Raw genomic sequence first — 15,040 nt, 5'->3', positions numbered from 1 at the left:
CGCCTCAGGCCGCGCGCGTGGCGGCGAGAGTGGTGAAATAGACGTCCTCCAGCCCCTCGGGGGCCGGGGTGAAGCCGTCGCCAGGATCGGTGTCGGCCAGGACGTGGACCATGGTGCGGCCGGCGAAAAGGCGGGTGGAGATCACCTGCATGCTCGCCTTCAGGGCCGGCAGTTCCGCCTTGTCGATGGTCTTCATCCAGACGCGGCCCTTGAGCGCCGCGATCATGTCGGCCGGCGCCCCGCGCCCGACGATGCGGCCGTCGCAGATGATCGCCATGGCCGGGCAGAGGTCGGAGACATCTTCGACGATGTGGGTCGACAGGATCACCACCACGCTCTCGCCGATCTCGGCCAGCAGGTTGAGAAAGCGGTTGCGCTCCTCCGGATCGAGACCGGCGGTGGGCTCGTCGACGATGATCAGGCCGGGATTGCCGATCAGGGCCTGGGCGATGCCGAAGCGCTGGCGCATGCCGCCGGAGAACCCGGCCAGGGCCTTCTTGCGCACGCCCCACAGGTTCACCTGGGCCAGCAGGCCCTCCACCGTCTCCTTGCGGTCGGCGGCGTTAGCGACCCCCTTGAGGATCGCCATGTGGTGCAGCATCTCGTAGGCGCTGACCCGGGGATAGACGCCGAAATCCTGCGGCAGGTAGCCCAGCGTGCGCCGCAGGGCCTGCGGATCCTGCAGAACGTCGACGTCGCCGAACCGGATATGGCCGCTGGTCGGGGTCTGAAGCGTCGCGATCGACCGCATCAGGGTCGATTTGCCCGCGCCATTGGGCCCCAACAGGCCGAACATGCCGCGCGGAACCAGCAGATTGACCTCGTCCAGGGCGCGAACGCCGTTGTCGTAGACGTGGGTCAGGTTCTCGATAATCAGCATGTCGGCGGCGCGTCGCTGCAGGCCCGTAGCGGCTCCATTGCTCCTTGGCCTTCCCCGGCGGCGGTAGCAAGTGAAAGAAGAGTCACTCGCCCCGCCTGCTTTCAATCACGGCAACGTTCACCGCCCCTTGGTTGAGCCGGAAGCTCCGGCGCGCTAACCCTTCGCGCCATGACAAACCACGCCGTCGCCACGCCGCCCGCGCCCACCGTCCCCGTGCTGGACAGCGATGCGGTGTTCCCGGTGAGGCGCATTCTCTGCGTCGGCCGCAACTATGACGCCCACCGGCGGGAGATGGGCGGCGACGATCGCGATCCGCCGTTCTTCTTCTCCAAGCCGGCCGACGCCGTGGTCCAGCCGGGCCAGGACGTTCCCTATCCGCCTGCCACCGAGAACCTGCACTACGAGATGGAGCTGGTGATCGCCATTGGCGGCGAGGGCTTCCAGGTCTCGGCCGACAAGGCCCTGGACCTCGTCTTCGGCTACGCCGCCGGGGTCGATCTGACCCGCCGCGACCTGCAGAACGCCGCCAAGGCCAAGGGGCACCCCTGGGAGGCCGGCAAGGCCTTCGACCACAGCGCCCCGATCTCAGCCGTCCGCCGCGCCGAAGGCCCCGCCCCGACCGGGCGCATCCATCTGTGCGTCAATGGCGAGGTCAAACAGGACGCCGCGGTTTCCGATATGATCTGGAACGTCGCCGAGGTGATCGCCGAGGCCTCCAAGCTGTGGCGGCTCATGCCCGGCGATCTGATCTTCACCGGCACGCCCGAGAATGTCGGCCCCGTGCGCAAGGGCGACCGCATCGATGGCGCCGTCGAGGGCGTCGGCGCCCTGACCTTCAACCTGGTCTGAATTCCCATGAACCTGATCCTGCACAACTACTGGCGCTCCAGCGCCAGCTTCCGCGTCCGCATCGCCCTGAACCTGAAGGGCCTGGAGTTCGAACAGCGGGGGGTGAACCTCCTGGCTGGCGATCAGCAGTCCGAGGCCTTCAAGGCCCTGAACCCGCAAGGCTTCGTCCCGGCGCTCGAGACGGACGGCAAGATCATCACCCAGAGCCTGGCGATCCTGGAATGGCTGGAGGACACCTATCCCGAGCCGCCGCTGATGCCGGACGACGATGACGGCCGCGCCCTGGTCCGCTCCATGGCCATGATCGTCGCCTGCGACATCCATCCGCTCAACAACCTGCGCGTCCTCAACAGTCTGCGCGCCGACCTCGGCGCCGACGACGAGCAGGTGAAGGCCTGGGTCGCTCGCTGGATCGCCCCGGGCTTCGAGGCGCTGGACGGCATGATCGCCCGCCACGGCCAGGGCTGGTGCTACGGCGACGCGCCGGGCCTGGCCGACTGCTACCTGATCCCGCAAGTGTACAACGCTAACCGCTTCGGCCTTGACCTGGCGCCCTATCCCCACATCCGCGAAGTCGTGGCCGAAGCAGCCGAGCACGCCGCCTTCGCCGCCGCCCATCCCGACATGCAACCGGAAGCAGCCAATGCCTCGGCTTGATGATCTGAAGCTCAACAACCTCAACTGGTCGCGCAGGAAGACCGAGGTCGATCCTGACTTCTTCAAGCGCCTGGAAGGCCAGCAGAGTCCTGAATACCTGTGGATCGGCTGCTCGGACAGCCGGGTGCCCGCCAACGAGATCGTCGGCCTCAACCCCGGCGAGCTGTTCGTCCACCGCAACGTCGCCAACCTCGCCCCGCCGCAGGACGCCAACTATCTGAGCGTGCTGCAGTTCGCGGTCGACGTCCTGAAGGTCAAGCACGTCATGGTCGTCGGCCACTATGGCTGCGGCGGCGTGGCGGCGGCCATAGACGGCAAGCGCCGGGGCCTGGTCGATCACTGGCTGCACCCGATCCGCGAGGTTCACACCGAGCACCGGAGCGAACTGGACGCTATCGACGGCGAGCGCGCCAAGCTGGACCGGCTGTGCGAACTGAACGTCATCCGCCAGGTGCGCAACGTCGCCTCCGACGTCTTCGTGCAGGACGCCTGGGCGCGGGGCCAGATCCTGTCGGTCCACGGCTGGGTCTATTCCCTGGCCAACGGCCTGGTCACCGACCTGGGCGTGACGATCAACAGCCTGGAAGGCTATCAGGAAGCCCTGGACGGCTAGGGCGCGGCGTGTTCGACGCCGGCGCCCTTCCTGCGGCCGTCGGTCATGCGACGGCCGATGGCGATCGCCGGCTTTTCGACCAGGAGATAGGCCGCGAACGCCAGGGCGATGGACCCGGTCATGGCGGCCAGGGTCAGAAGACCGATATCGCCGTCTGATACGCCCGCCTTCTGCATCAGCCAGAAGGCGGCGTAGATCACCAGCGGGTGCATCAGATAGAGCGAGTAGCTGGCGCGCCCCACCGCCGCCAGCGGCGCCCACCGCACCTTCATCAGGCTGGTCATCAGCAGGAACACCGCCATGCCCAGGCCGTAGGAGGCGGGGAAGCGGAACCAGAATTCCGACGGGCCGGCGACCTTCAGCATCACCGCGCCGAAAGCGGGCAGCAGGATCAGGAACACGGCGCACGCGCCGGCCAGGATCAACCGCTCCAGCCAGCTTTCAACCTTGCCGTCCAGGAACCGCCGCCAGACCGCGCCGACGAACATGGCCGACAGGTTGAAGGCCAGGATCGCCAGCTCGCCGGTGTTCAGCTTCAGCAGGGTCGCCAGCATCAGGAAACCGAAGGCGCCCATGCTGACCGTCAGGCAGCCGGCCATGGCCCCGCCCCGCCGCAACAGGCCGGTCGCCAGCAGGCCCAGGCAGATGGCGTAGAACAGAAGCTCGATCTGCAGCGTCCAGTACAGCCCCATGGCCGGCGCGGCGCCGAGCCATTCGGGCGCCATGGTGAAGTTCAGGGCGATGTCGTGGAGGCTCGGCTCGCGCCCGAACGGCAGCCAGATTATGGCGTAGGCGAGGGGGATCGACGCCCAGAACGCCGGATACAGGCGCCAGAAGCGGCGGATGAGAAAGTTGCGGGCCGCATCCGGCGCGCCGGGCTTCAGGGAGCTTGGGATCAGGAAGCCGCTGACCCCGAAGAAGGCGACCACGCCGATGCGCCCGAAGTCGAAACGGTAGGCGACCTCATGCACCCAGGCCCCGGTGACCACGCCGCCCAGGCCGGCGAAGATCTCGGCCGCGTGGGTCCAGACCACCAGCAGCGCCGCGACCGCGCGAAGGCTGTCGATGTGCGCGAAACGATCACCTGACGCCACGTTGATCCCCCCTTGAGCCTTGGGAGTAGCGTGCGGGACGCCGTGGCCGCAACCGCCGATTACGCCTGGGTTAGAGGGGCAGCTCCGCCCGCTTCACCACTGTCCGCATGGCGATGGACGAGCTGACCCGGGTGACGCCTGGCAGGCGGGTCAGCTCGCGGCTGTGCACACGCTCCAGATCATCGACATCCCGCACCACCAGCCGCAGCAGATAGTCCGAGCCGCCGGTCATCAGGTAGCATTCGGCCACCTCCCGCACGCCGGCCACCGCGGTCTCGAAGGCGGTCAGGGTGGTCTCGGCCTGGGAGGCCAGGGTCACGGTGACGAAGACGCTGAGCGGCAGCCCGACGGCCCGCTGGTCCAGCACCGCCGAGTAGTGATCGATCACCCCGGCCTGCTCCAGGGCCCTGACCCGGCGCAGGCAGGCGGACTCCGAAAGGTTGGCCGCCTTGGCCATGTCCACATAGCTGGCGCGCCCGTCCCGCTGGAGAAATCGCAACAGCTTTCTGTCGAACTCATCGAGTGATTTGGCGGAATCCTGCGTCATTCGACGACTTGTTGCACGACAGCTCCATATAACAAAGGTCTTCACAGCCATTACGCCGGGATGCCGCAGCCGGCGCGCGATACACTGCGTTCAACATCCCGCCAGTGGAGGAAACATCATGCGCGTTGGCGTCCCTTCTGAAATCAAGCCGAACGAACACCGGGTGGGCCTGACCCCCTCGGCCGTCCGAGAATATGTGGCCAACGGCCACGAGGTCATCGTCCAGACCAGCGCCGGCCAAGGCGCGGGCTACACCGACGAGACCTACGTCAAGGCCGGCGCGAAGATCGTCGCCGACGCCGACGCCGTGTTCGCCGGCGCCGAGATGATCGTGAAGGTGAAGGAGCCGCAGAAGGTCGAGTGGGAAAAGCTCACCGAGAAGCACATCCTCTTCACCTATCTCCACCTGGCGCCCGATCCGGCCCAGACCGAAGGCCTGCTGGCCTCGGGCTGCGCGGCCATCGCCTATGAGACCGTCACCGACGCCACGGGCGGCCTGCCGCTGCTGGCCCCCATGTCGGAAGTCGCCGGCCGTATCGCCGTGTTCTCGGCGGCTGAAACCCTGCTGAAGCACAATGGCGGCATGGGCCTGCTGCTGTGCGGCGTCCCCGGCGTCCCCCCGGCCCGCGTGGCCGTTCTGGGCGGCGGCGTGGTCGGCATCAACGCCGCCCGCATGGCCGCCGGCCTCGGCGCCGAGGTTGTGGTGCTGGAACGCTCCATCCCCCGCATGCGCCAGCTGGACGACCTGTTCCAAGGCCGCATCCTGACCCGTTACTCGTCGCTTGACTCGGTCGAGGACGAAATCCTGAAAGCTGACGTCGTCATCGGCGCCGTGCTGACCGCCGGCGCCGCCGCGCCGACCCTGGTCAAGCGCGAACACCTGAAGCGCATGAAGCCCGGCTCGGTCCTGGTGGACGTGTCCATCGACCAGGGCGGCTGCTTCGAGACCAGCAAGCCGACCACTCACGCCGAGCCGACCTACACGGTCGACGGCGTGGTCCACTATTGCGTGGCCAACATGCCGGGCGCGGCCCCCCGCACCTCCTCCGACGCCCTCGGTCACGCAACCCTTCCCTTCGGCCTCGCCCTCGCCAACCACGGCCTGGACGCGCTGAAGACCAACCCCCACCTGGCCAAGGGCCTGAACGTGCTGAAGGGTCAGCTGACCCACCCGGCCGTCGCCCAGGCGCTGGGCAAGCCGTCGGTCGATCCGTACGGCGTGTGGGGCTGAGCACAGACTCAAAAGGCCGCCTCCCTCGGGAAGCGGCCTTGAGAGACGACATCGGCCGCGGGTCAGAACGCGGTCGATGTTCGGCTCCTCGGGGCGAGGCTGCGGTTGAGCACAGCCCGCCCCGAGGGCGCCTCCAATCTGGAATTATGGCTTAGGCCGCGGCCCAGTTCTTCGGGTCGAGCGCGATCGGATCGTCGATCGCCATCTCATCCCAGTCGAGATCCGGCGGCGGGCTCGCCGCGGCGGCCACCACGGCCGACAGCTCGGCGGCGGACGTCACCCCCACCAGCACCGAATGCGCCTCGACGCGCGACAGGGCGAAGCCCAGCGCCGCTTGCAGCGGGTCGGAACGGCCCTCGGCGATCATGCGGCGGACACGCGACAGACGCCCCGAAGCGCCCTTCAGCTGCGCCGGCACGCGATCCGGCGGCAGGAACAGCAGGCCGTTCAGGAAGATCGAGCGAAGCTGAACCTCGGCGCCCAGGCCCGCCAGGCGCGCCAGGGTGCCGTCGGCCAGCAGGCGCTGGTCGAGCAGGCTGCCCGGAGCCTGGACGATGTCCGGCTTGAAGCGCTTCATCACGCCGACGGAGTCGTCCGTGGCGTGGACGGAAACCCCGACCTTGGCGAAGAGACCCTCGTCCTTCAGCGCCAGCAGGGTGTTCCAGAAATGGTCGCCGTTCGGGCCCAGCAGGTCGTGCATGGACGAGACGATGATGGAATCGGCCCGCTCGACCTGCAGGCGGCGCAGGGCGGCGCGGGCCTCGTTCTCCACATGAATCGGGCCACGGTCGGCGCGCGCGGCGCCGATGGTGATGCGGAACGGCACCGGGCGCGGCAGAACTTCGCCCAGCAGGCCTTCGGCGTGGCCGTACAGGCCCTGCGTGTCCATGACCCCCAGGCCGGCGCGCGCGGCGATCCCCAGGATCTCCCGGGTTTCCGCCTGCGGCGAGCGCGAGCGCAGGCTGGACGAACCGTCCAGACCGAACTGCGCGGCGTTGAGGCCGAGTTTTGAGACGAGGCTGCTCATAGGCGGAGGATCGCCCCTAAGGCCTAAGAACCCGTATCTGAAGTCTTTCCGAGGCGTTAAGGTCGTTGCATGGGGACTACGACACCATTCGACCTAAACCCTTGGCCGACCTTCGGTTTTTCCGACGATGCACGGCCAAGCCTGATGCGCGCCTTGCAAAAAGGTCCGGCGATTTTGGTCACCATCGTGGATCTTCAGGGCGGAGGCCCCCGCCCCGTCGGGACCCAGATGGTGTTCGGACAGGAGGAGGTTTCCGGCTTCCTTTCCGGCGGCTGCATCGAGGCCGACGTGGCCCTCCACGCCGCCGCCTGCTTGGATGACGGCCCGCCCCGGCGGCTGGTCTATGGCGCGGGGAGCCCCTGGCCTGACATCCGCCTGCTGTGCGGCGCGCGGCTGGAGGTGCTGGTCGAGCGAATCTCGCCTGACGACGCGGCCGCGGCGGCCCTTCGGGTCTACACCAAGACCCGGCAGCCGGCCGTGTGGCTGACCGACGGCGTCCAGCGCGCCTGCACCCTGCCGGATCACGCCCAGCCTTGGCTCGGGGCGTTCAAGCGCCGCTTCGACCCCGCGCCCCGCCTGGTCGTGTTCGGCGGCGACCCTGCGGCGCTGGCCATCGCGACCCTTGCCGTTTCCTGCGGCCACGAGACCTGGCTTGTCCGGCCAAACGGCCCCTCGGACGCGCCGCCCATCGCCGGCGTGAACTACAGCCGCGCCGCGCCCGACAAGGCCCTGGCGGACATCGGCCTCGACGCCTGGAGCGCCGTCGCCGTTTGCCACCACGACATGGATCTGGATGAGGCGGCGCTGACCGTCGCCCTGCCCTCGGACGCGCCCTATGTGGGCCTGCTCGGGGCCCGCGCCCGATTGCCGGAGCGCCTGGCGCGGCTTCGCAAGGCCGGGGTGGCGGAGCGCCACATGGCCAAGCTGCGCGCGCCCATTGGTTTGGACCTAGGCGGAAAGGCCCCGTTCGAGATCGCGGTCGCGGTGCTCGGCGAGATCACCGCCGTGCGCAATTCAAACCTGACGTCGCCAATCCCCGGACTTGCCGCCGGTCTTTTCGACTAGGCGCACCGCCTCGATGGTCATGCCTTTGTCGGCGGCCTTGAGCATGTCGTAGATCGTCAGGCACGCGACGGAGACGGCCGTCAGGGCCTCCATCTCCACCCCGGTCTGGCCGCTGGTCTTCACCCGGGCGCGAACGCTCATTCCGCCCTCGGCCGGCTCCACCGCCACCTCGACCTTCGACAGGGCGAGCGGGTGGCACAGCGGGATCAGGTCGGCGGTCTTTTTGGCCGCCATGACGCCGGCGATCTCCGCCACCGCGCGCACGTCGCCCTTCTTGGCCTCGCCCGACACCGCCAGGGCCAGGGTTTCCGGCGTCATGCGCACTAACCCTTCAGCGACAGCCTCGCGCGCCGTGACCGCCTTGTCGGAGACGTCGACCATGCGGGCGCGGCCCTGGTCGTCGATGTGGGTCAGGCGGCTCATTTCTCCAGCAACCGGGGCATCAGCTCGACCATGTTGCAGGGCTTGTGACGGCTATCGAGCTGGGCGCTGATCACCTTGTCCCAGCCGTCCTTCACCGCCCCGTTCGAGCCCGGCAGGCAGAAGACGAACACCCCGTCGATGATCCCGGCCACAGCCCGCGACTGCAGCGTCGACAACCCCACCGTCTGGTAGCTGACCATGTGGAACACCACCGAGAAGCCGTCGATGGTCTTGTCGAACAGCGGCTCCAGCGCTTCCGGCGTCACGTCGCGGCCGGTGATGCCGGTGCCGCCCGTGGTGATGACGGCGTCCACCTCGCCCGAGGTGATCCAGGCCTTCACCACCGTGCGGATGGCGGTGATGTCGTCGGGAACAAGGGCCTTATGGGCCAGGACGTGGCCCGCCCCCTCGATCCGGCCCGCCAGCAGGGCGCCGGAGGTGTCGCTGTCCTCGTCGCGGGTGTCCGACACGGTCAAAACCGCCACGCGGACGGGAGTGAAGGGCAGGTCGTCGACGATCCGGCCGCCCGGAACGAGAGAAGAAGGAGTGCTCATGACCTCGTCCTACTGGTCCCAGCGCCCGGCGTCAGCCAGATCCTTGCCCGTCGGCTCGATCCAGCGGGCGCCGTCGGGGCCGTGCTCCTTCTTCCAGAACGGGGCGCGGCTCTTTAGATAGTCCATCAGCTGATCGCAGGCCTGCAACGCCTCGCGCCGATGGACGGCGGCCGTGGCCACGAAGACCACCGCCTCGCCGGGCGCGACGGGGCCGATGCGGTGAATCACCGTCACGTCGTGCAGGCCAAAGCGCGTCCGCGCCTCATCGACCATCCGCCCGATCTCCTTTTCGGTGAAGCCGGGATAGGCCTCCAGCTCCAGCACGCGGGTCGCCCCGCCCTCGGCGCGGGCCAGGCCGATGAAGGTGGCCACCGCGCCGGTCTCGCTGCGATCGGCGCAGAACGCCGCCGTCAGGGCCCCGACATCCAGGGATTCGGTCTGCAGAACGATCATCCGCCGCTCATGGGAGGAAGAAAGGCGACCTCGGCCACGCCGTGCAACGACATCGAGCCTCGGACAAGCACCTGGTCCACCGCCGCCTGCACGCCGGGGCCGTCCAGGGCCTCGCCCAGGCGCGGATCCTCGGCCGACAGCCCCGCGCGCAGGGCCGCCAGATCAACGGGCGGCGCCTCCAGCACGCGCTCGCGCCAGCCGGCCACATCGCCCAGACGCCCGAACAACAGGACCCGCATCAGCCGCCCGTCATCGACATGTGCCGGGAGACGGCCGGCGCCGCGCCACGATCGATGCGGAAGTCGTGCCCCCGCGGCTTGCCCGTCACGGCCGTCAGGATCGCCGCCCGCAGCGCCCCGTCATCGGCCCCGCCGCGCACCACGGCGCGCAGATCGGCGGCGTCCTCGCGCCCCAGACAGGTGTGCAGCACCCCGGTGCAGGTCAGACGCACGCGATTGCAGGCCTCGCAGAAGTTGTGGGTCAGGGGCGTGATGAAGCCCAGCCGCCCGCCCGTCTCGGCCACGCGGACATAGCGGGCCGGGCCGCCGGTGTTCAGCGGCAGCTCCTCCAGCGTCCAGAAGGCCGACAGCTGCTCACGCACCCGCGACAGGGGCAGGAACTGGTCGGTGCGGTCGGCCTCGACCTCGCCCATGGGCATGGTCTCGATCAGGGTCATGTCGAACCCCTGGCTGTGCGCCCAGGTGATCAGGTCCGGCAGCTCGGCGGCGTTGTCGTCGGCCAGGGCCACCGCGTTGATCTTGATCTTCAGACCCGCCGCCTTCGCCGCCTCCAGGCCCGCCATCACCTGAGCCAGGTCGCCGCCCCGGGTCAGGCGGCGGAAAAGCTGTGGGTCTAGCGTGTCGAGCGACACATTGATCCGCCCCACGCCATATCGGGCCAGATCATCGGCATGACGCGCCAGCTGGGTGCCGTTGGTGGTCAGGGTCAGCTCGTCCAGCGCCCCTGAGCGGATATGCCGCGACAGCGCCGCGACCAGGTCCATCACGCCCTTGCGCACCAGCGGTTCGCCACCCGTCAGCCGCACCTTTCGCACCCCCAGATCAATGAAGGTCGAGGTCAGCCGGTCCAGTTCATCCAGGCCGAGAACTTCGGATCTGGGCAGGAACGTCATATGCTCCGCCATGCAATAGGTGCACCGCAGGTCGCACCGATCGGTCACCGAGACCCGCAGATAGGTCACCCGGCGGCCGAATCCGTCCACCAGGCCCTGGTCAGGGCTCGGCCGGCGGAACAGGGAAGGCGTGGCGTCGAAAGGCGTCATGGCTGCAGTCGGCCAACATAGGCTGTCTGGGGCCACGGTTACAGGGGCGCGAACATGCGCAGGAGTTTCGAGGCGATCGTGCTGGCGGCCGGGTCCGGCAGCCGGTTCGGCGGCGGCAAGCTGGTGTCCGATTTCGGGGGCGCGCCCTTGATCGAGGGCGCCCTGGCCGCAGCCTTCGCCGCGCCTGCCCGTTGCGTCACCGTGGTGCTGGGCGCCGACGACCGTGTGGAGGAAGCCGCCCTGGCCTTCGCCCGCCGCTGGGGCGAATCCCGCCGCCTCACCCTCGTCTACGCCCCTGATCACGCCGAGGGCATGTCGGCTTCCCTGCGCGCGGGCCTGCAGGCCGCCGGCGATTGCCGCGCCGCCTTCGTCTTCCTGGGCGACATGCCGCGCATTCCCCACGACCTGCTCGATCCCCTGGCCGAAGCGGTCGATCAGGGCGCGCTCGCCGCCGCCCCGATCTGCAACGGCCGGCGCGGGCATCCGGCGGTCCTGTCGGCGGGCCTGTTCGACGAACTTCGCGGCGTCAGCGGAGACCAGGGCGCCCGCGCCGTACTCGACGCCCTCGGCGACCGGCTCACCCTGCTGCCCACCGAGGACGAGGGCGTCCTGTTCGACGTGGACCTTCCCCACCAGGCCTAGACGGGCCGCACGAAGGGCTGGCTGAGCGTCGCCTGGCCCGTGGCGGCCAGGATGGCGTTGGCCACGGCCGGGCCGATCACCGGCGTTCCGGGTTCACCCACGCCCGACGGCGCGCCGGCGGACGGCAGGATATGCGTCTCGACCCTCGGCGCCTCGTTCATCCGCAGGACGCGATAGGTGTCGAAGTTGGTCTCCTGGACCACGCCATCGATCAGGGTGATCTGGCCGTACATCGCCCCGGACAGGCCATAGCAGGTGCCGCCTTCCATCTGGGCGGCGATCTGGTCCGGCGAAATGGCCGTGCCGCAGTCGATGACCGTCACCACGCGGCCGACCTTGGGCGGCTGGCCCTCGATCAATTGGACGTCGGCGACCTGTCCGACCACCGAGCCGAAGCTTTCATGGACGGCGAGGCCGCGCACCCATCCCTCGGGAGCCGGGCTTTTCCAGCCCGACCGCTCCACCAGCAGGTTGAGCACCGCCAGATGCCGCTTCGACCCGGCCTTCTGATAGAGGGCGCGGCGATAGTCGGCGGGATCCTTGCCCGCCTTGCGCGCCAGTTGGTCGATGGTGTGCTCCATGGCGTAGGCCGTGTGGGTCGCCCCCACCGAACGCCACCAAAGGACCGGCACGCCGACTTCCGGCATGGCGACCTGGGCGTCCACGGCGGGCGTAGCCTTCAGATAGGGCGAGCCTTGGGCCCCCTCGACCGCCGGCGGCTCGGGACCGTCGCCGCCGCCCATGGGCGAGCCTTTCATGATCGACTGGGTGACGATGCGGTGGCGCCAGGCGACGGGATAGCCGTCCTTGTCCACTCGTACGGAGACGGCGTGATGGGTCAGGGGGCGGTAATAGCCCGCCCGCTGGTCGTCCTCGCGCGTCCAGACCAGCTTCACCGGCCGGCCGCCGGTCTTCTTGGCGATGCGCACGCACTCGGCGACGTAGTCCGACTGGAAATTGCAGCGCCGTCCGAAGGAGCCCCCGGCATAGAGCGTCTCGATCTCCACCGAGCCGGGCAGCGTCCCGACGATCTTGGCGGTGTTGAGCTGGTCCAGGGTCGGGAACTGAGACCCGAAGGTCAGCTTGACCTTGCGCCCCTTCACCTGGGCCACGCAGTTCATCGGCTCCATGGTGGCGTGGGCGAGATAGGGAAAGTCGTAGCCCACGGTCAGCACGTCCGCCCCCGACAGGTCGCCCACGGTCCCCTTGCTGTCGAACGCCTGCCACTTGATCTGCGCGTCCTTGCCGGCGGCGATGTCGCGGAAAGTCTGCGCCAGGGCGTCGGAGCCGCGTTTCTCGGCCTTGCTCTCGTCCCAGGTGACGCTCAGGGCGTCGCGCCCCTGCAAGGCGGCCCAGGTGCTGTCGGCCACCACCGCCACGCCCGACTTCACCGAAAAGACGTCTATGACCCCCGCGACCGCCTTGGCTTTGTCGGCGTCGAAGTTCTGCGGCGTCGCGCCGAAGCGCGGCGGGTGGGCGACCACCGCGACCAGCATCTCCGGCAGGCGCACGTCCTGGGTGAAGCGGGCCTGGCCGGTGCTTTTCAGAACCGCATCCTTGCGGCGGACCCGATCGGTGCCGACCAGGGTGAAGGTCTTGGGGTCCTTGAGCGTCGGGTTTTCCGGGGGCGGAACCTTGGCCGCGTCGGCCAACAGCTCGCCAAAGGCGGCCGAGCGGCCGCTGCCCGCGTGGCTCACCACGCTATCCTTCACGGAAATCTCGGCGGCCGGAACAGACCACTTGGCGGCCGCCGCCTGAACGAACATGGCCCGTGCGCCGGCCCCGACCTTGCGCAGCTGCTCCCAGGAATTGGCGATGGCCGAAGAGCCGCCGGTCCCCTGCGCGCCCATCCCGGTGTTCATGTAGACCTTGGTGTTGGCGGCGGCCTGCTCCACCCGCACCTTGGACCAGTCGGCGTCCAGCTCCTCGGCCAGGATGGCGGCGAGGCCGGCGTGGTTTCCCTGGCCGAACTCGATGTGCTTGGAGATGACGGTCACCGCCCCATCGGGCGCGATCTTCAGGAACGGCCCGAAAGCCCCGAAGTCGTTGCTGGTCCCCAGGGACATGATGTCGGCCGGCGAACAGGCGCCGACGGTCAGCGCACCGCCCGCCAGGGCCGCGCCGATCACCACCTCGCGGCGGGTGGCGCCGGTCAGGGCCGAGGGCTTCACGATCTTGTTCATCGCGCCCTCCCTCAGGTCTTGGCCGTTGCGGCGACGACGGCGGCGTCCTTGATGGCCTCGCGGATGCGCTGATAGGCCCCGCAGCGACAGATATTGCCGCTCATCACCGCATCGATGTCATCGTCCGTCGGCTGCGGCGTCTGGGCCAGCAGGGCGGCGGCGCTCATGATCTGGCCCGACTGGCAGTAGCCGCACTGGGGCACGTCGTGCTTGACCCAGGCGTGCTGAAGCGGATGCGAACCGCCCAGACCCTCGATGGTGGTGATCTGGCTGCCGCCGACCAGCTCGATCGGCGTCTGGCAGGCCCGCATGGGCTGGCCGTCCACATGGACCGTGCAGGCCCCGCACTGAGCGACCCCGCAACCGAACTTGGTCCCCGTCAGGCCCAGTTCATCCCGCAAGACCCATAGAAGCGGTGTTTGAGGGTCGGCTTTGACGCTTATGGCGCGTCCGTTCACCTGCAGGGTCATCGCCACCAGACAACTCCTTGATCCACGTCAAGCTATGCGCATCTTGGCTCGGATAAGTTTTCAAGTGCGAGTGGAAAATTCACGATGTGCGGCTAAGCGTCGCCGTGCGGTGAGGGGCCGCGCCGATTCTAGCGTGTGTGTGAGAGACCCAAGTGGACGCGTTTCCCGCTTATTTTCCCCTGAAGGGCGCCAAGATCGTCATCGCCGGGACGGGCGAGGCGGCTGAGGCCAAGGCGCGCCTGTTCGCCGGCTCGCCGGCCCAGGTCGTGCGCATCGAGGCGCCGGAGGCGTTCACCCGCACCCCCTATCAGGACGCGACCCTGGTGTTCATCGCCGGCGACAACCTGTTCGCCGAGACCGCCCACGAAGCCGCCAAGGCCGCCGGGGCGATGATCAATGTGGTCGACAAGCCCAAGCTGTCGGATTTCCAGACCCCCGCCGTGATCGACCGGGGCGAGGTGGTGGCCGCCGTCGGCACCGCCGGCGCCGCGCCCCTGCTGTCGTCCCTGCTGCGCAGCGACATCGAGGCCCGGGTGCCCGAAGGCGCCGGCCGGGTGGCCGCCCTTCTGCACCTGCACCAGATCGCGGTCCGCAAGGCCCTGCCCGACCAGACCAAGCGCCGCTTCTTCATGCGCGAAATCCTGACCGGCCCCATCGCCCAGCTGGCCATGGACGGGGACATGGACGCCGCCGGCGAACAGCTGGTCGAGGCCCTGGCCCTGGGCGGCAAGGTGAAGGGCCGGGTGCGCTATATCGCCGGCCGCGGCCCCGCCGACCTGCTGACCCTGCGCGCCGCCCGCACCCTGGCGGCGGCCGACATCCTGATCGCCGACGAGGACGCCGACCCGCAGATCCTGGGCCTGGCCCGTCGCGACGCCGAGCGCGTCGATCCCGCCGAGATCGACGTCAAAGGCCTGATCGCCCATGCCAACTCCGGCCTGCAGGTGGCGCGGGTCATCACCGGTCCCGTGGACGCGACCGACCTGCGCGCCCTGATGAAGGCCAAGGTCGAGGTCGAGGTCCTTCTCGCCGCGCCTAGCGCCTGAGGGGGCGGCCTGATACGCCGGGCT

The 15,040-nt window shown here is 69.0% G+C and carries 18 protein-coding genes; 7 read left to right on the top strand and 11 right to left on the bottom strand.

Translation table 11 applies throughout. The features are described 5' to 3' along the window. Positions 1 to 4: 4 nt before the first annotated feature. Positions 5 to 880 (bottom strand): ABC transporter ATP-binding protein, encoded by an 876-nt coding sequence (locus ABOZ73_RS10550; protein ID WP_369058115.1) that lies wholly within the window; start codon positions 878 to 880, stop codon positions 5 to 7. Between the two features lie 168 nt (positions 881 to 1,048). On the opposite strand from ABOZ73_RS10550, the gene ABOZ73_RS10545 reads away from it, so the two are divergent. The 3 genes from ABOZ73_RS10545 to ABOZ73_RS10535 are packed head-to-tail and all read left to right on the top strand — an operon-like array spanning position 1,049 to position 2,999. Continuing rightward, positions 1,049 to 1,729, top strand: a complete 681-nt coding sequence (locus ABOZ73_RS10545; protein ID WP_369058114.1) for a fumarylacetoacetate hydrolase family protein — start codon at positions 1,049 to 1,051, stop codon at positions 1,727 to 1,729. A 6-nt stretch (positions 1,730 to 1,735) separates the two neighbouring features. Then, on the top strand, positions 1,736 to 2,386 hold the full coding sequence (maiA, locus tag ABOZ73_RS10540) for a maleylacetoacetate isomerase (protein ID WP_369058113.1): 651 nt from the start codon (positions 1,736 to 1,738) through the stop codon (positions 2,384 to 2,386). Then, positions 2,373 to 2,999 (top strand): carbonic anhydrase, encoded by a 627-nt coding sequence (locus ABOZ73_RS10535; RefSeq protein ID WP_369058112.1) that lies wholly within the window; start codon positions 2,373 to 2,375, stop codon positions 2,997 to 2,999. Before maiA ends, ABOZ73_RS10535 begins: the two co-directional genes overlap by 14 nt. Here the strand turns inward: ABOZ73_RS10535 and ABOZ73_RS10530 are convergent. Beyond that, positions 2,996 to 4,093, bottom strand: a complete 1,098-nt coding sequence (locus tag ABOZ73_RS10530) for an acyltransferase family protein (protein ID WP_369058111.1) — start codon at positions 4,091 to 4,093, stop codon at positions 2,996 to 2,998. The genes ABOZ73_RS10535 and ABOZ73_RS10530 overlap by 4 nt on opposite strands. A 70-nt stretch (positions 4,094 to 4,163) precedes the next feature. Next, entirely contained in the window at positions 4,164 to 4,640 is a 477-nt protein-coding gene (locus ABOZ73_RS10525; protein ID WP_369058110.1) for an Lrp/AsnC family transcriptional regulator, read from the bottom strand. Between the two features lie 118 nt (positions 4,641 to 4,758). Here ABOZ73_RS10525 and ald point away from each other — a divergent pair, with 118 nt between their 5' ends. Beyond that, complete coding sequence (ald, locus tag ABOZ73_RS10520) at positions 4,759 to 5,871, top strand: alanine dehydrogenase (RefSeq protein ID WP_369058109.1); 1,113 nt, start codon at positions 4,759 to 4,761, stop codon at positions 5,869 to 5,871. Between the two features lie 151 nt (positions 5,872 to 6,022). On the opposite strand, the gene ABOZ73_RS10515 is transcribed toward ald, so the two are convergent. Continuing rightward, positions 6,023 to 6,898 carry a bifunctional regulator KidO gene (locus ABOZ73_RS10515; protein WP_369058108.1) on the bottom strand — a complete coding sequence of 292 codons (876 nt, stop codon included), beginning with the start codon at positions 6,896 to 6,898 and terminating at the stop codon, positions 6,023 to 6,025. A gap of 144 nt (positions 6,899 to 7,042) precedes the next feature. Here ABOZ73_RS10515 and ABOZ73_RS10510 point away from each other — a divergent pair, with 144 nt between their 5' ends. Then, positions 7,043 to 7,963 (top strand): XdhC family protein, encoded by a 921-nt coding sequence (locus tag ABOZ73_RS10510; protein WP_369058107.1) that lies wholly within the window; start codon positions 7,043 to 7,045, stop codon positions 7,961 to 7,963. Here the strand turns inward: ABOZ73_RS10510 and moaC are convergent. The 5 genes from moaC to moaA are packed head-to-tail and all read right to left on the bottom strand — an operon-like array spanning position 7,913 to position 10,675. Continuing rightward, positions 7,913 to 8,386, bottom strand: a complete 474-nt coding sequence (gene moaC, locus ABOZ73_RS10505; RefSeq protein WP_369058106.1) for a cyclic pyranopterin monophosphate synthase MoaC — start codon at positions 8,384 to 8,386, stop codon at positions 7,913 to 7,915. The genes ABOZ73_RS10510 and moaC overlap by 51 nt on opposite strands. Beyond that, positions 8,383 to 8,940, bottom strand: coding sequence for a molybdenum cofactor biosynthesis protein B (gene moaB, locus ABOZ73_RS10500; RefSeq protein ID WP_369058105.1), 558 nt, complete (start codon positions 8,938 to 8,940; stop codon positions 8,383 to 8,385). Before moaB ends, moaC begins: the two co-directional genes overlap by 4 nt. A 9-nt stretch (positions 8,941 to 8,949) precedes the next feature. Further along, the gene (locus ABOZ73_RS10495; protein WP_369058104.1) at positions 8,950 to 9,393 is read right to left on the bottom strand and encodes a molybdenum cofactor biosynthesis protein MoaE; all 444 of its coding nucleotides are present in this window, start codon (positions 9,391 to 9,393) and stop codon (positions 8,950 to 8,952) included. After that, positions 9,390 to 9,635 carry a MoaD/ThiS family protein gene (locus ABOZ73_RS10490; protein ID WP_369062516.1) on the bottom strand — a complete coding sequence of 82 codons (246 nt, stop codon included), beginning with the start codon at positions 9,633 to 9,635 and terminating at the stop codon, positions 9,390 to 9,392. Before ABOZ73_RS10490 ends, ABOZ73_RS10495 begins: the two co-directional genes overlap by 4 nt. After that, positions 9,632 to 10,675 (bottom strand): GTP 3',8-cyclase MoaA, encoded by a 1,044-nt coding sequence (moaA, locus tag ABOZ73_RS10485; RefSeq protein ID WP_369058103.1) that lies wholly within the window; start codon positions 10,673 to 10,675, stop codon positions 9,632 to 9,634. Before moaA ends, ABOZ73_RS10490 begins: the two co-directional genes overlap by 4 nt. A gap of 54 nt (positions 10,676 to 10,729) precedes the next feature. On the opposite strand from moaA, the gene ABOZ73_RS10480 reads away from it, so the two are divergent. Continuing rightward, complete coding sequence (locus tag ABOZ73_RS10480) at positions 10,730 to 11,317, top strand: NTP transferase domain-containing protein (RefSeq protein ID WP_369058102.1); 588 nt, start codon at positions 10,730 to 10,732, stop codon at positions 11,315 to 11,317. Here the strand turns inward: ABOZ73_RS10480 and ABOZ73_RS10475 are convergent. Further along, the gene (locus tag ABOZ73_RS10475; protein ID WP_369058101.1) at positions 11,314 to 13,500 is read right to left on the bottom strand and encodes a molybdopterin cofactor-binding domain-containing protein; all 2,187 of its coding nucleotides are present in this window, start codon (positions 13,498 to 13,500) and stop codon (positions 11,314 to 11,316) included. The two genes, ABOZ73_RS10480 and ABOZ73_RS10475, sit on opposite strands and share 4 nt — an antisense overlap. A gap of 11 nt (positions 13,501 to 13,511) precedes the next feature. After that, positions 13,512 to 13,976 carry a (2Fe-2S)-binding protein gene (locus tag ABOZ73_RS10470; RefSeq protein ID WP_369058100.1) on the bottom strand — a complete coding sequence of 155 codons (465 nt, stop codon included), beginning with the start codon at positions 13,974 to 13,976 and terminating at the stop codon, positions 13,512 to 13,514. A 146-nt stretch (positions 13,977 to 14,122) separates the two neighbouring features. Here ABOZ73_RS10470 and ABOZ73_RS10465 point away from each other — a divergent pair, with 146 nt between their 5' ends. Next, the gene (locus ABOZ73_RS10465; RefSeq protein WP_369058099.1) at positions 14,123 to 15,016 is read left to right on the top strand and encodes a bifunctional precorrin-2 dehydrogenase/sirohydrochlorin ferrochelatase; all 894 of its coding nucleotides are present in this window, start codon (positions 14,123 to 14,125) and stop codon (positions 15,014 to 15,016) included. Positions 15,017 to 15,040 lie beyond the last annotated feature (24 nt).

The sequence above is a fragment of the Caulobacter sp. 73W genome (assembly GCF_041021955.1).
Taxonomy (GTDB): Bacteria; Pseudomonadota; Alphaproteobacteria; order Caulobacterales; family Caulobacteraceae; genus Caulobacter.
Note: the sequence above shows the minus strand (reverse complement) of the source record. Positions and strands in the feature narration are given on the sequence as shown.

What these genes read in the sequence shown, in the direction of transcription:
- ABOZ73_RS10475 (WP_369058101.1), bottom strand. Translation starts at nt 13,500, where the DNA reads ATGAACAAGATCGTGAAGCCCTCGGCCCTGACCGGCGCCACCCGCCGC.
- ABOZ73_RS10545 (WP_369058114.1), top strand. Translation starts at nt 1,049, where the DNA reads ATGACAAACCACGCCGTCGCCACGCCGCCCGCGCCCACCGTCCCCGTG.
- ABOZ73_RS10535 (WP_369058112.1), top strand. Translation starts at nt 2,373, where the DNA reads ATGCCTCGGCTTGATGATCTGAAGCTCAACAACCTCAACTGGTCGCGC.
- ABOZ73_RS10480 (WP_369058102.1), top strand. Translation starts at nt 10,730, where the DNA reads ATGCGCAGGAGTTTCGAGGCGATCGTGCTGGCGGCCGGGTCCGGCAGC.
- moaC (WP_369058106.1), bottom strand. Translation starts at nt 8,386, where the DNA reads ATGAGCCGCCTGACCCACATCGACGACCAGGGCCGCGCCCGCATGGTC.
- maiA (WP_369058113.1), top strand. Translation starts at nt 1,736, where the DNA reads ATGAACCTGATCCTGCACAACTACTGGCGCTCCAGCGCCAGCTTCCGC.
- ABOZ73_RS10550 (WP_369058115.1), bottom strand. Translation starts at nt 880, where the DNA reads ATGCTGATTATCGAGAACCTGACCCACGTCTACGACAACGGCGTTCGC.
- ABOZ73_RS10515 (WP_369058108.1), bottom strand. Translation starts at nt 6,898, where the DNA reads ATGAGCAGCCTCGTCTCAAAACTCGGCCTCAACGCCGCGCAGTTCGGT.
- ABOZ73_RS10510 (WP_369058107.1), top strand. Translation starts at nt 7,043, where the DNA reads ATGCGCGCCTTGCAAAAAGGTCCGGCGATTTTGGTCACCATCGTGGAT.
- ald (WP_369058109.1), top strand. Translation starts at nt 4,759, where the DNA reads ATGCGCGTTGGCGTCCCTTCTGAAATCAAGCCGAACGAACACCGGGTG.
- ABOZ73_RS10495 (WP_369058104.1), bottom strand. Translation starts at nt 9,393, where the DNA reads ATGATCGTTCTGCAGACCGAATCCCTGGATGTCGGGGCCCTGACGGCG.
- moaB (WP_369058105.1), bottom strand. Translation starts at nt 8,940, where the DNA reads ATGAGCACTCCTTCTTCTCTCGTTCCGGGCGGCCGGATCGTCGACGAC.
- ABOZ73_RS10525 (WP_369058110.1), bottom strand. Translation starts at nt 4,640, where the DNA reads ATGACGCAGGATTCCGCCAAATCACTCGATGAGTTCGACAGAAAGCTG.
- moaA (WP_369058103.1), bottom strand. Translation starts at nt 10,675, where the DNA reads ATGACGCCTTTCGACGCCACGCCTTCCCTGTTCCGCCGGCCGAGCCCT.